Raw genomic sequence first — 14,580 nt, 5'->3', positions numbered from 1 at the left:
CTCATGAATTCAGTTATTTCTTTTTCGAGAACTTTTCTTTGATTTTGGAATATTTACGCAGGGCTACAATGGCGTTAACCGCTTGTTCAGGAGTTGCATAGGCGGGAATGCCGTGGTTCCTTAATCGGATAATTGCTTCCAGGCACTCGGCTCCACCCTGACATTCCATAACAAAGGGTTTACCCAGGGGTTTGTAAGCTTCGTACATTTCAATAGCGACATCAACCACTCCTGGGACATCGGTAACCGCCGTCGGACAGATGGAGCAGTAAACCATATCCACATTGGGGTCGCGCATGGCCTGGCGCAGAGCTCCCTTGTAATGAACCGGGCTGGCGGTTCCAGAGATGTCAACCGGATTAAGCGGAGAACCGAACATGGGCATGTAAGTCCTGATCCTTAATCCCAGGTCGGGAGAAATCGAGCTTAACTCCTGCATGGGCTGGCCAAGTCTTTCAAAATGATCACAGGATAGCAAGCCTGAACCGCCGCCGTTGGTAATCATGGCTACGCAGTCTCCCTTCAATTCCGGTTGCAAGCCCAGAGCTAGTGAAATATCCAAAAACTCCTGGAAAGTGGTGGCACGGATTACGCCGCACTGTTCGAAGAGCTGATCATAGAAAGCATCGCTGGTGCCTTCGTTTTCGGAGGCAGTATGGGCAAAAGCTGCCTTGACGCCGATTTCCGACCCACCCACCTTTATAACCACTATAGGTTTGTTGGGAACCACCGAAGTACAGGCCTTGACAAAGGCTGTCGGGGAGTCCAGACCTTCGATATAGATGGCCAGTGACTTAGTATGAGGATCGGTATTGCCATATTCAATCAGTTCAGAGAAGTCCACATCAGCCTTGTTGCCCAGCCCCACGAAAAAGCTCATCCCGAAATGCATGGTGGTTGAGTTCCCCAGGGCAGCCAGCAGATTTGCCCCTGACTGGGAAATCATAGCCACCGGTCCTTTTATAGGCAAATATGGAATAAAGCCGCAATTAAAATTGAGATAGGGGCTGCCCATTCCTACTAAATTGGGACCGAAAAGCGGGAGCTTGTTATCCCGGCAGTATTGGGTTAAACGATCCTGCAAATCGCCGCGGCCGATTTCCTTGAAGGCGCTGGTAGCGATGACTACGATTTTAGCTTTCTTGGCAACCGCGTGTTCCAGAGTCATCTTGACCAGGTGAGCCGGAACAGCTACAAACACCAGGTCCACCGGTCCGGGAATATCGGTTATTGTCTTGTAAGCTGTTAAACCATGAACCTTGTCAGCACGGGGATTAACCGGATAGATTTCTCCGCGGTAGCCCCAATCCTTCAGGCCTTGAATGACTTTGTAACCCACCTTGGCCGGGTAGCGCGAAGCCCCCACCACAGCTATTGAAGAGGGATTTAGGAAATGTTTCAGGTTGTCAATTACGTACTTGCGTGGAGCATCAATCTTCATAATTATTTAGCCCCCTTCCTGATTGTACATTCGGGTCCACCGGGCTGGGTCCTGTCCTGTAGAAAGTCATCGGTAAATACGCATTCTTCCCAGTAACCGTTCTGATCATCCAGGCGGCAGACCCAGCGCCGGTACATGCGGGTCATATCCGCTTCTTTAATCTCTTCGATCTCGCTGTAGGAGTTGAGTTTAGCTCTTAAAGCCGGGATATCTGTGATCTCGTTGTAGGCCCACAAGATTATGTCATAGAAGGAATCACTGAATTCTTTAACCGTATTAAATTCCTTTATAGCTGATAATTCATCGCTGATTTCCGCTTTGCGGCAGCAGGGAATGTTTTGGAACAGGCGGATAACAAACATACGGTTGGTCAGGTTCAACTTCATAAAATTCAGGTGGAAAAGAGGAACGATGATGCGTTTAACTTCAACCAATTCTTTAATTCCGTCCAGCATGGCCTTTTCGTCCAGACCGGATACTTCAGCCAGCACCTTGAAGTCGAAGAAATCTTCCATGGGTCTTTTAGCATTTAAGGCCTGTATAATTTTCAGATCAGGGAGATCCAGTTTGTCTTGAACCTGGGCCAGCTTTTCGATTTGACCCGGGCCCCATAAAACTTCGCGGTAGCCGTCGCCCGGGCAGTCGAACTGGTTAACATGCGACTCACGCAGGTCGCGGCGGATAGGGCATAGATGTACGTATTTAACTTCCGGCCGGTTTTTCCACGGTTCTAAAACGTCGTAAAGAAGGTTGTCAATTACCCTCATATGATTGCCGTTGTAGAAATCGAAATCCCCCTGGCATTCGTAACCAGTGCAGATATCGTCCTTGTTTTGAAACCATTCGGATAATTCGGCTTTGGCTTCGGGGGGGGTGTTTTCATTGAGTTTGACCATCCAATAATATAGACCCCAACCGTAAACAGACACCGCCGGATTCATAACAAATACGATGGTGCGCTGTTCGTACATCCGCTGCATCCGCTGTATGATCTCCTCTTTACCGAGGCCGACGGTTTTGGAGAGGTAGTTCATGTTAAAAACATCGGGACGGATCTGATACGAAGATTTAGCAACATTGTAGGCGCTCATTTTAGCGTCATCCAATCCTACTATTCCTGGCTCTAAGAATCCGAGGCCGCGGGGTGAGAAGAAATATTTCTTCATCCAACTTTGCTGTTCTGGGCTGCCCAATAAATATTCCGGGGCGGGCTTGCTTTGTTCTTCTTTCATTGTCCTTCCTCCTTAGTTAGTATGGTTTTCAAGGTTAAGATGTATGGGGAACCGAGCTTCACCTCCTTGTTGGGATTGCTCCAGACTGATTCCTCCCCTTTAAATGCAAAAACCATGCCAACAAAAAACCCCTGAATTTTTCAGGGGTTAAAGGAGCGTCTGCTTAACATTCCGTAAATAATATGGACAATTGTAAAGATATTTAACGAACCAGACAATATTGCTTTATCTTTTTATACAAGGTTACTCGGCTTATTCCCAACATCCGGGCAGCTTGGCTGAGATTGCCTCCGCAGGAGCTTAGGGCTTGGTTAATCACTTGCTTTTCAGCATTTTGCAGAGGCATATTCGAATCTTCCTCATGGTGGATGTTTCTGTCATTAACAATATGCTGCGGCAAGTGGCAGGGAAGAATTAACCCATCTTCGGCATAGACCACCGCGCATTTAAGCGCATTTTGAAGTTCGCGCACATTTCCCGGCCAGCTGTAGGTCATCATCAAATTTCGTGCTTCATCGCTGAGGGTATACGGAAGGCCCTGTTCAGCGGAATGCTGTTTTAGGAAATAGTCAATCAAAATAGGGATGTCAGTTTTGCGCTCATACAATGAAGGGACGTGCAAGGCCAGCACATTCAAACGCCAAAACAGGTCCTCCCGAAAAGCTCCGGCTTCGACCATGCTTTCCATATCCCGGTTGGTAGCGCAGATAATTCTTACATTGGTGGAAACGGGGCGGAGGCCGCCGAGTCGCATGTACTGCTTTTCTTGCACCACCCGCAGGAGCTTTACCTGCAGGTTCGACGGCATTTCTCCTATTTCGTCAAGGAAAAGAGTGCCTCCTTCGGCTAGTTCCAATTTGCCGGGGTTACCATGGGAGCGCGCTCCGGTAAAGGCGCCACCTTCATAACCAAAAAGTTCGCTTTCCATCAACTCATCCGGGATTGCTCCGCAATTAATGGAAACAAAGGGTGCTTCTGCCCGGTCGCTAGAATTATGAATGGCCTGAGCAAACATCTCTTTGCCGGTTCCGGTTTTGCCCTCGATAAGGACTTCGTAAGGTGCTTTGGCCATAATCAAGGCTTGACTCTTGGTCTGTTTAATCTCCCGGCTCTCGCCTATGATATCATCAATAAATATTTTGGCCTGAAAAGGGCGGCTGCCCGAGACGTTCTTCATTTTTTCAGGTTTTTTTTGCAGGATATGGATGCTATATTCCTTAAGTCCGCTGGCGTCTTTAAAACCAAGCTTTCTACTTACCAGACCCTCTGTATTTAAATGCTTATTTTCTCCATAACTGCTTTTAAAGAGCTGGACGCCATTAGTCAGATCCCGACTTAGCGGCAGAGAGACTTGTGGGAATACAGAGTCGACAGGTTTTCCTATAGCTTCGGATATATCCAACCCGAGCAGAGCCCCGAAACTTTTGTTAACCTCCACAATCATGCCGCCCTGGTCGGTAATGAGAACTCCTTCGGGAATCTCGCCTAAAACCAGGGATAGACTCTTTTCAATACGATAATAGACGTTTTCGACCTCGAAGCGCTGGTAATAGTTTTGCACTGCGGCAGCGGCCATTAACAGAAAATCAAAGACCGGGCAGGCAGATTTCAAAAGTCCGTCCGTATCGGTTGCAGTTCCTAATATCCCCACTACACTGCCGTCTTTAGCCTGTATGGGAACCGAGGCACAAGCCTTATCTTTCAGCACAACACAATACTTTTCTTCCGATATCCAGAATATCGGGCTGTTTTCGTCAAGAGCCAAAGACACAGCGGTGGTTCCAACCGCAGCTTCACCCCAGTTTACTCCCACTCCGAAATTGATCAGTTCTTCATATTCACGGGATACTCTGGTATCGCCGGCGATGTATAGAAGATTAGCATACTTATCGGTTAGATAGAATATATAGCCGCTGCTTTTTGCGGCCCAGGAAACGCCTTGGAGGAGGTCCCGGACAATCCCGATCAACAGGGCGTTGTCTTTTAAGCATCGATTCAATTCAACTATGGAAAGCACATTGTTTCCTTTTCCGCCTTCAGGGTCTATACCCAGCTTTTTACACCTTATCCATGAGCGGAGTACAGGTGCTCTAACAGCTTTGGGCATCGTTCCGTTCTTAATAAAGCTTACCCATTCATTTCTTAGATTTGTGGATTCAATCTGAATGCTGTTCGCCATCCGATCACCTCCAAAAATTCATTAATGCGATATTCGACTTTATTTCATGAAATCCTCCATTAAATTGTCCGACTGTTCAGGCTCAGAAATCCCCATTAAAGGAAAGCCCCACAATCGCAAACCGCCTGCAGCAGATCCTTTTCTACAAGGAACTGGGACTGAGCCTGGAAAGCATTAAAGAGATCGTAACCGCCCCCTCTTTCAATGCCACCAGAGCATTGTGGGAACACCATGCCAAACTTCTTGCCAAAAAAGAGCAATTGGACCTGTTGATTGCCAATGTTGAGAAAACTATTGCTCTTAAGGAAGGGAGAGCTACCATGACTGATCAAGAAAAATTTGTAGGCTTTAAGCAAAAGCTGATTGAGGAAAATGAGGAAAAGTACGGTCAGGAAATTCGCAATAAGTATGGTGACCAGACCGTTGACCAGGCCAATCGAAAACTCATGAATATGAGCCCGGAGCAATATGAAGAGGTTGCCCGCTGGGCGAGGAGCTGCTAGAAGTGCTTAACGCCGCCTTTCAGGCTGGTGACCCGGCTGGCGACTTGGCCCAGGAAGCAGTTAAACTGCATCGTCAATGGCTGAGCTACTACTGGCACAGCTACAGTAAAGAGGCCCATATCGGGCTGGCGCAAATGTATGTTGATGACGAACGGTTCAGGGCCTACTATGACCAAAAACAACCCGGGACTGCCGCCTTTTTACGGGATGCCGTTCTGGTTTTTGCCGGAAAGAAAAAGTAGTTTGGCTTTTCGACTGGAGTGTAACAGACGGTCCTGACGGACCGTCCTGCTCTTTTACTCGTCATGGTGTTCGATTACCAATCCTTCAACATGCCGTTTCCTCATGATTTTTCTCTTCTTCCGGTCTTCTTTGCTTTCCAGGACGATATCCAAATCATAGTTTTCCGGGTACAATTCAGCGCGGTCGATGTGCAGGGTCAGGCGCTTTTGGTTAATCCGCACCTTCTTGCCCAAAACCAGTACCACCAGGTCGCCTTTTTCATCTTCCTCCTCACAGACCACCCCGGTACGCTGCATGGTGCTGATATAGACCCGGTCCCCGATTTTGAGGTTCTTTTTTTCATAGCGACGCTGCCGTTGCAGACGTTCCTGGTCCTTTTCCGCTTTTTCCAGAGCGCGAGCCGTTTCCCGATGTTCCTCAACCGCCTTTGAATCCATCAGCTTCTCCGTCCGGGGCAGGGGCTCGGGTCGATAACTGATCTGCTCCCCATAGCTGATTTCGTGCGCCCGGGCGATTAAGTCCGGATCCATCCCCAGACGCAAGGCTATCAAAAAGGCATGGCTGTCGCCCCAGGTACCGATTTTTAACCGATACAGTGGTTGCAGGCTGTCCGGGTCGAATTCCATGCAGCCATTGACAAAGCCTTCCGTATAGGCGGCAAACTCCTTGATCTCACCAAAATGGGTGGTGGCCACAATCGTGGCCCCCCGGGCAAAGATCTCCTCCAGCACGGCAATGGCAAAGCCCCGTCCCTCAGCCGGGTCAGTGCCTGCTCCCAATTCATCCAGCAGCACTAAAGTGCGGGAATCGGCACAGTTCAGCATGGTCAGAATATTGAGGACATGGGCGGAAAATGTGCTAAGAGACTGTTCCATGCTCTGGCCATCGCCAATGTCTGCGAGAATATCCACAAATACAGCTATTTCACTGCCCGCTTCCAACGGCACGTGCAGACCGGCCTGGGCCATGAGGGTGAGCAAACCGACCGTTTTTAAGGCCACGGTCTTGCCACCAGTATTGGGACCGGTAATAAGCAGGGCCCGGTTGGATTCCCCGATGTAAAAATCCAGCGGCACCGCCCCCGCTCCCAGCAGCGGGTGACGGCCCTGTTTGAGCAAGCAATACCCCCGGGTATTTAGTTTAACCGATCTCATATCCAGCGCCCGGCTGTATTTGGCTTTGGCAAAAACAAAGTCATAATGAGCGATAGTTTCAATATTTACCGACAGCTCGCGGGCGTGTTTTTCCACCTGTCCGGTTAAATGGGTCAGTATGCGGTAGACCTCCTTCTTTTCCTCCGCTTTGAGCTGGCCCAGCTCATCGAGCCAGCGGGTTACCGCCGCTGGCTCGATGAATACCGTGGAGCCAGTGGAGGAAGTATCCACCACGGTTCCTGCAAAGGCCTTCCGGTATTGGCGGCGCACCGGCACCACCAAACGACCATTTCTCTCCTGGATTACCGTGTCCTGAAGCATGGAAGCATAGGCGGGCGACCTTAACACCTCCTGCATCTTCTGCCGAATCCGTTCCTCAATAATCAACCGGCGTTTACGGATTTTTAAGAGAGCGGCGCTGGCCCGGTCAGCTACCTGCTGGTTGACGATTGCCCCGGCAATTTCCTCCTGCAACTCCTGCAGGACAAACATGGAACTAGCATAGGAAGCCAGCCGGGGAGCTGTAGTTTCCAGTGCCTCCATGTACTTGCCCAGCCTTTTTACCCCTTCAAGAAGGTTTTGACAGGCTTCCAGTTCGGCAGGGGTAAGGACAAAGCCCTTGCCCAACTTGGCCATGACCTCGCTCATTCTATCCATTATGGGAATAGGGACACTGGCATTGACCTCCAGCATGGCCCGGGCCTCAGTTGTTTCATCCATCCAGTTCTGCACCTGTTCGCAACGGGCCGAAGGCTGCAGCTGCTGCAGCCGGTTCCGGGCTATTTCGGTCAAAGCATAGGTTTTAACCTGTTCCAGGATCTTGTCAAATTCCAGTACCTCCAGGGTTGATTGATTCACTCGTCTCTCCTCCCTAATTCATAAGGAACAGGGCGGCCCAATAAAAAACGGACCGCAGCAGAGCACACGGCTGTGCCAGGTCCGGTCCCATCAACCAATGATTATGGCCAAAGTATAAAGCAGGTAATAAGAAAGCCGTGCCATCAGCACAGCTCTAACCATAACTTAATACCTGTTAAAGAAAGAATGCCTGCCGGTGTCGTTCTGCTGCAAACAGCACACCGAAACAGCCCTTTTTCAGGGGCCTTTTCGGGGGTATCTGCCGCCCTGTATGCAACTACAGTCGGTAATGAACAACCTCGGACATAAATGCATTCCTTTCCTTTGAGCCTACCTTTATCATATTCCTCCCGCTTCCAAAAAGCAAGACAGGATACAGAAGCAAAAAGAACGTCCCCTCGCTTCCCTCAAGGGATTGTTGATTTGAGGATATAATTATGGTACATTAGAGCCACGAAAGGAGTAACAATTATGCCTAAAATCATTCCGATTCGGGATTTAAAAAATACAAGTGAGATTTCTCAAATGTGTCATGCTTCAGATGAACCTATTTTTGTGACCAAAAATGGATATGGCGATATGGTTATAATGAGCATTAAGCTGTACGAAGAAAAGATGTTTATGTTGGATGTCTACCAGAAACTAAGGGATGCCGAGCAACAATTGGCGGAAGGGGAGATACTTGAAGGAGATACTTCTCTGAAGAAGATAAGAGAAAAATACAATGTATAAATTGATTGTCTCAGAACTTGCTCATCCCCGCCATAGATTGGAATTTGATTTTTTACCCTTCTCAGTATACCACTGGATAATAGCGTATAACAAAACAGCATTAAATTCCTCTGTATTTTCAGGTTATGTAGGCACTTCGAGCAACTTCAATTTATCGGGTTATAGTGGATATGGAACAGGAAAACATTGCATAGAAAACGCATAAGGCGAACGGCTTTCGCCGTCCGCCTTGTACATGAACAATCTGTCCCTTTAAACGAGAACATAAGGGTTTTGAGGCTTTAATTCTGGTACTATAGCTCTATTATTATTCTATTCGGTGGGAATCCTCATGCCGTAGAAGGAACGCCATACGAAGAACAGAGCAATAATAAGGAATATACCGCCGACTACCGGAGCTATATCCCGGAAGGATTCGGAAATGGCAATTTCCATAGCCAGCAAACCGAAGAGGGTGGTGAACTTGATGATGGGATTCAAGGCCACTGAAGAGGTGTCCTTAAAAGGATCGCCTACAGTATCACCAACCACGGTAGCATCATGTAAAGGAGTACCCTTTTCCTGCATATCCACTTCTACGACTTTCTTGGCATTATCCCAGCAGCCACCAGCGTTAGCCATAAAAACCGCCTGGAACAAACCGAACAAGGCGATGGAAATCAAGTAGGATACAAAGAGAGCTACTGGAGCCTCATAGGTCCTGGGAGCGGAGAGGCAAGCAAAAGCCAGGGCAAAGGAGAAAATGGCGATAAAAATGTTGATCATGCCGGCCTGGGCATACTGGGTGCAGATCTTTACCACTTCCTTGGATTTCTCCGTAGATGCTTTCTGGCTGGCCTTTTCGTCGAGCTGAATGTTCTTTTTGATATACTCCACGGCCCGGTAGGCCCCGGTGGTTACGGCCTGGGTGGAAGCACCGGTAAACCAGTAGATTACCGCGCCGCCACAGATGAATCCCAGAATAGTATAGGGATTGAGTATGGTAAGAATGCTCTCTGGTTCCACTCCCAGAACACTCTGGATAACCAGAATCAAGGAGAAGATCATGGTGGTAGCTCCAACCACAGCGGTTCCGATTAATACCGGCTTGGCCGTGGCCTTAAAGGTATTACCGGCACCATCATTGGCTTCCAGATAGTACTTGGCTTTATCGAAGTCAGGTTTAAAGCCGAAGTCCTTTTGAATCTGTTTGCTGATATTGGGAATAGTTTCAATCAGAGATAGCTCATAGATAGACTGGGCATTATCAGTAACCGGTCCATAGCTGTCTACGGCAATGGTAACCGGACCCATACCCAGCATACCGAAAGCCACCAGACCAAAAGCAAATATGGAGGGGTAAATCATAATTTCGGCTAATCCAAAGCCGCTGAAATAATAGGCGGTAAACATGAGAGCCAGGAAAACCATACCTATCCAGAAGGCACTGAAATTACCAGCTACCAGACCCGATAAAATGTTCAGGGAAGGACCGCCTTCACGAGAGGCCTTGACAACTTCAGCCACATGATCGGATTTGGGACTGGTAAAGATTTTGGTGAATTCAGGAATCAGGGCGGCTCCCAGGGTTCCAACACTTATTATTGCCGCCAGGATAAACCATAGCGATTGCAGGTTAGCTGGTGCGTCGGAGGACGGTCCCAGCAGGAAATAGCTTACTGCGAAAGTGACCGCAATGGAAAGAAGGGAAGTAATCCACACCAGGCTGGTTAAGGGCTGTTCAAAATCAAATTCTTCCTTGCCGGCATATTTGGCCTGGCTGAAAGCTCTGTTGATAAAAAACGATGCTATGGAGGTAATAACCATTAATACGCGCATTACAAATATCCAGGTCAGAAGAGCCGTTTGCAGGGCTGGTGCTACTGCCAGAACTATAAAGGTGACCAGGGCTACGCCGGTTACCCCGTAAGTTTCAAATCCGTCCGCAGTCGGGCCTACACTGTCACCGGCGTTATCCCCGGTACAATCGGCAATAACCCCGGGATTACGCGGGTCATCTTCCTTTATACCAAAGACGATTTTCATCAAGTCGGAACCGATATCGGCAATCTTGGTAAATATTCCGCCCGCTATACGCAAAGCGCTGGCCCCCAGAGACTCACCGATAGCAAAGCCGATAAAGCTGGCGCCGGCCAGTTCCCGCGGCACAAAGAGCAGGATTATGAGCATCATAATCAATTCAACGCAGACAAGGAGTACCCCAATGCTCATACCGGCATCAAGTGCAATATTCAAAACTTTGAGCGGTTTTTTCTCCAGGCCTGCAAAGGCGGTCCGGCTGTTGGCCAGGGTGTTCATGCGGATACCATACCAGGCCACACTGTAGGAACCGAGGATACCTATCACGGTCCAGGCCAGGATCAGCAGTACCCCGCTCAAGGGAGTTTTTTGCAGGAAGCCAAAGTAGAAGGCTATGCAAACTCCGATAAAGGTAAATAGCAAAATAAGAAACTTGCCTTGCTGAATCAGATAGGTCTTACAGGTTTCGTAAATAATACTCGCCACATCCAACATGGATTGATGAGCGGGGAGTTTTTTAACCTGGGTAAATTGATAAAGACCAAATAGCATACCCAGTACACAAACCACGATACCAACAATAAGCAAATTATTCTGCGCCGGGCTCAAAGTCGGAATAACCAGGTTGGCTTCACCGGCAAAGGCTGCCGCCGGCCATAGCAACAGCATAAGCAAGCTTAAAAGGGCAGAGAACATGGCCTTTGCTGCTTTTACCTGCTTCCCTATTGGAAATAGAGTGACAGAATCCAAAGTCACTACTTATCAACCTTCTTTCTTCATTTATTATGTCTTGCTTAGTGCGGAATCACTAGTCTTTATGTAGCTCGCCCGGGCAGTCAACAGTTCATTTTGACGGTAGCTAATCCACTCTGATTTTGAGTGTTGCCGGGTCTAACCTGGGGCCAATTAGAGCTGACATGGCTTAATTCTTCGAATAATAGTTTCAACAAGTCCTTATAGCACAGGATATTAACCCCCCGGAATAGCTTGCTGACATAATTTTATTTATTAACGTTTTATCGCCTCCTTATACCTCATAAAAACCTGATCCTGTCTTAGACAGAATATTTTTTAAAGCCCGAAACGATTTATATGCTAAGCTACTGCACTTGATGAGTAAGGTCTCACAGAACAGGCTTGGTTCTACTGCGGTTGATTTGAGGTGAAAAATGGTCACAATAAGGTCATATTAAAAATATTAGACTTCTCCGAGATATATTTCAAAGCCCAAAATACAGGCTTTCCTGGCAAAGTACCGAAAAAACAGGAAATTTGTGCGATATTTCAGGCTATCTCAGAAATTAACGAGATTTCTTTGATTATCTCTTGACTTGACAACAACTTTATGTAAAGCTAATATCGCCAAGGAATTTTATGAAACACACAGCTATTGGATCAGGGGATGTCTCCTGTTTTTTATTTATCTTATCCATTCTTGCTCTTTTGCGAAATAGGAAAATCTATAATAATAATGACTTCTACATACTAGCAATGCATTTTGCAGGGATTATGCTTTTAGACGTCGAAACGAATATTTATAACGAGGCTAAATATTTCTCCGCTTCTTTAAGCCCGGGCTATTAATTAAAATAGGCAACGGGTTCTAATCCCCGCCTCGTTGCAGCGCTGTGTTGAAACTACTTTGCTAGTTTCTTACGATGCTTAAACGAGGAAATATGTAGGAATGTAAGCCTGGAGGTGTGTTTTTTGAAATTTATCGGTTTTGAAAATTTACGGCTGACTGACCGCAATAGAGCGGGCGGAGATGCGGTTTTTGAACTTAATGGAGAAAAAGCCAAAGCAGAATTCAGTTTTTATCTGCAATTAAATGAATGTCTCAGTATTCGTCTGAACCGTCATGATAAAAAATTATCTACCGCTGAGCTGGAGAAATTTATTAGCGATAATCGACTGGAACTTAAGAAAATGGTTCAGCCTGATGTGGAACGCTTACGTCGACAAAAACGTAAAGAGTTATATGGGGTGGAAGAATTTAATAACCCACATAAAAATTTGCCATGAGATTTTATTTATGATATTTTTATGAGCGTGGTCTGAGTAATAGGGTATAATTACCTGCAAGTCATAGTGAGACCCTCTAAATCCTATTTTTTGGCGGGGACTTACATATTATCTTAATAATAAGAGTAGAATTTGATATGGACAATTAATAGGCAATGGTTTATTGTATTACCCATAATAGTAACCCTGGTAAAGCTTATGTTGATCCGTCGGCTAATATTTACGGAGGTGATATGGTGAAGAAAAGATGGGGAAAGGGAGAACCGGTAAATCTCTCCGACTTATTGAAGATCACACCTGTAGCCAACGAAATACTACAATTGAGCGAAGAAATGGATATGACTTGTACGGATGTAATGTGGATAGTTGCCCAGATTATCGATAATAACGAGGAAATCAATCTTCATCACATAAGACATAATCATGACGATGATGAATTAGTTCTGGATGAAGAGTGGAGTGAGGCTGACCTGGAGAGCCTGGAAGAGGAGATTGATCAGGCGCTATATACAGTTAGTGTTAAAGTCAACAGTCAGAGCCGTTTCCCTGAAGTGGCTTTCAAAGCCGGAATTAACAACCGGGAAGATATTAACTATTTCTTTGATATGGTATTGGAAATGTTGGAAAAGTTGGAGTAGATACATGCTAATAGTTCCATAATGAAATGTTAGTCAAGCCCGGGACTTTCCGGGCTTTTTTATCTAGAAAGAGAAGTTGTTTTTGGAGGGGGAGTTACAAAATGATAATTGCTTTAACCAGCGTAATTAAGTTGATTAGGCCGGAGGCCAGGGCTGTGTTCCCGTACAGTAATTCGTTGTACATCGATGATGAGATGCAAACTCTTATAGATGCCGGTTCAGGTGGGAGGGCTTTTGCTGAAGTACCCGTGGACAATATCGAACTGCTTTTGCTAAGTCATAACCACTTTGACCATGTGAATGGAATCAGTTTTTTCCCCCAAGCCAGGATTATGGCGGGCAGGGAAGAAGCTCTGACCTATCAGGACCAGGAGCTTTACCTGAAATTCTCCGGTTTTTATGATTGGGAAAGACTGATGGGTGAGATGGATAGAAGGCTTCTCTCGGGCACTATGCCACTTCCGGAAGATGTACCTGCCCAGCGTGGTTTTCAGGAAGTTCAATTGGATGGCTTGATCAAGGATGGGGATGTTTTCGAACTGGGGGTAACTTCGCTGAGGGCCATCCATCTGCCGGGTCATTCCCCCGGTCATTATGCTTTTTATTGCGAAAAAGAAGGGATTCTCTTTTCCGCCGATTTGGATTTGGCACCGGACGGACCCTGGTATGGGGGAGGATTATCTGATTTCGACGAATTGGAAAAATCAATAAAAAAGCTAATAGAAATAAATCCCCGTATACTGGTAACTTCGCACCGGCGGGTATTTGACGCTGCTCAGGACAATATTCCTGCTTTGTTGCAGACCTATCTGGATGTGCCTTTGAAGAAGGAAGAACAGAGCCTGGTTTACCTGGCTGAGCCCAGGACTATTGATGATATTGCACGACAGGATTTCATAGAAGGCTTCAAAGGGAAAACGCCGTTTGCTGTTTTTTTTACCAAAATGATGATTGATAAGCATCTTAAGCGCCTGGAGAAAGCCGGGAAAGTGAAAAAAATTGATGATACCCATTACATAAGAATAGGATAGAATTCCCTGGCCCTATTCGATATGTCCTTCGTTATTCCAGTGCTTTGTTTTGTTGGTAATGATTTTTTATTACAGCCCATAATTCATATAGCGGGGAATATTTTAATAGAGCCGTGGCCAATTCCACACAACCCAGGATACCGCTAAGGGTAGCCAGCCAACCGGTTAACATTTCCGAACCGGAAGAGAAAAAGAAGCAAAAGGCTAAAATATACCGGGCTATTACCCCATCTCTACTTAACATTAGCTTAACCTCACTTTATTTTTAATGCTTGACTGGAAATAGATTCATACCACCCTTAGTATCAGTTGTTATCTTATCGTTACGTTTGCAAAAAGATTACTTAAGTCTAGTATTAAGTCTGGAAAGTCCAAGTATGCGAGCTGGCATTGTTAAGTTTAGGATAGTGGGGATTATTTCAGGAGAAATAGGAGAAAAACGCTAGATTAATCAGGACAGATTTTCTTAAAAAGAGATTTTTAAACCTTTTTAACCTGCTTTTTACGAAGTCCTAATGATTTCTTAAA

General features: G+C 46.4%; 10 protein-coding genes and 1 pseudogene. 5 read left to right on the top strand and 6 right to left on the bottom strand.

The annotated features are described in order from the left end of the window. Nucleotides 1-13: 13 nt before the first annotated feature. From AWB54_RS08895 to AWB54_RS08885, 3 genes are all read right to left on the bottom strand, one after another. Complete coding sequence (locus tag AWB54_RS08895) at nt 14-1,441, bottom strand: acetate--CoA ligase family protein (RefSeq protein ID WP_061214257.1); 1,428 nt, start codon at nt 1,439-1,441, stop codon at nt 14-16. A 2-nt stretch (nt 1,442-1,443) separates the two neighbouring features. Beyond that, on the bottom strand, nt 1,444-2,673 hold the full coding sequence (locus tag AWB54_RS08890) for a hypothetical protein (RefSeq protein WP_061214256.1): 1,230 nt from the start codon (nt 2,671-2,673) through the stop codon (nt 1,444-1,446). 202 nt (nt 2,674-2,875) lie between these two features. Further along, nucleotides 2,876-4,852, bottom strand: coding sequence for a sigma-54-dependent Fis family transcriptional regulator (locus tag AWB54_RS08885; RefSeq protein WP_061214255.1), 1,977 nt, complete (start codon nt 4,850-4,852; stop codon nt 2,876-2,878). A 119-nt stretch (nt 4,853-4,971) separates the two neighbouring features. On the opposite strand from AWB54_RS08885, the pseudogene AWB54_RS15345 reads away from it, so the two are divergent. Next, nucleotides 4,972-5,597, top strand: a pseudogene (locus AWB54_RS15345) (MerR family transcriptional regulator); the annotation flags it as partial. 54 nt (nt 5,598-5,651) lie between these two features. Here AWB54_RS15345 and AWB54_RS08870 read toward each other — a convergent pair. After that, nucleotides 5,652-7,610 (bottom strand): endonuclease MutS2, encoded by a 1,959-nt coding sequence (locus tag AWB54_RS08870; RefSeq protein ID WP_082736114.1) that lies wholly within the window; start codon nt 7,608-7,610, stop codon nt 5,652-5,654. Nucleotides 7,611-8,081: 471 nt separating this feature from the next. Between AWB54_RS08870 and AWB54_RS08865 the strand changes: the two genes are divergently transcribed. Continuing rightward, nucleotides 8,082-8,342: a type II toxin-antitoxin system Phd/YefM family antitoxin gene (locus tag AWB54_RS08865; RefSeq protein ID WP_061214251.1), complete on the top strand. Its 261-nt coding sequence runs from the start codon at nt 8,082-8,084 to the stop codon at nt 8,340-8,342. A gap of 312 nt (nt 8,343-8,654) precedes the next feature. Here AWB54_RS08865 and AWB54_RS08860 read toward each other — a convergent pair whose 3' ends face one another. Continuing rightward, entirely contained in the window at nt 8,655-11,117 is a 2,463-nt protein-coding gene (locus AWB54_RS08860; RefSeq protein ID WP_394326492.1) for a sodium-translocating pyrophosphatase, read from the bottom strand. A gap of 951 nt (nt 11,118-12,068) precedes the next feature. On the opposite strand from AWB54_RS08860, the gene AWB54_RS08855 reads away from it, so the two are divergent. From AWB54_RS08855 to AWB54_RS08845, 3 genes are all read left to right on the top strand, one after another. Then, the gene (locus tag AWB54_RS08855; RefSeq protein WP_061214250.1) at nt 12,069-12,383 is read left to right on the top strand and encodes a hypothetical protein; all 315 of its coding nucleotides are present in this window, start codon (nt 12,069-12,071) and stop codon (nt 12,381-12,383) included. Nucleotides 12,384-12,616: 233 nt separating this feature from the next. Then, on the top strand, nt 12,617-13,021 hold the full coding sequence (locus tag AWB54_RS08850) for a hypothetical protein (protein ID WP_235811139.1): 405 nt from the start codon (nt 12,617-12,619) through the stop codon (nt 13,019-13,021). 101 nt (nt 13,022-13,122) lie between these two features. Next, a complete protein-coding gene (locus tag AWB54_RS08845) occupies nt 13,123-14,052 on the top strand; it encodes an MBL fold metallo-hydrolase (RefSeq protein ID WP_061214248.1) in 930 nt (309 codons plus the stop codon). Nucleotides 14,053-14,083: 31 nt separating this feature from the next. On the opposite strand, the gene AWB54_RS08840 is transcribed toward AWB54_RS08845, so the two are convergent. After that, the gene (locus tag AWB54_RS08840; protein WP_061214247.1) at nt 14,084-14,296 is read right to left on the bottom strand and encodes a YgaP-like transmembrane domain; all 213 of its coding nucleotides are present in this window, start codon (nt 14,294-14,296) and stop codon (nt 14,084-14,086) included. Between the last annotated feature and the right edge of the window lie 284 nt (nt 14,297-14,580).

It is taken from the genome of Syntrophomonas wolfei subsp. methylbutyratica (assembly GCF_001570625.1).
In the GTDB taxonomy this organism is placed as follows: Bacteria; Bacillota; Syntrophomonadia; order Syntrophomonadales; family Syntrophomonadaceae; genus Syntrophomonas; species Syntrophomonas methylbutyratica.
Note: the sequence above shows the minus strand (reverse complement) of the source record. Positions and strands in the feature narration are given on the sequence as shown.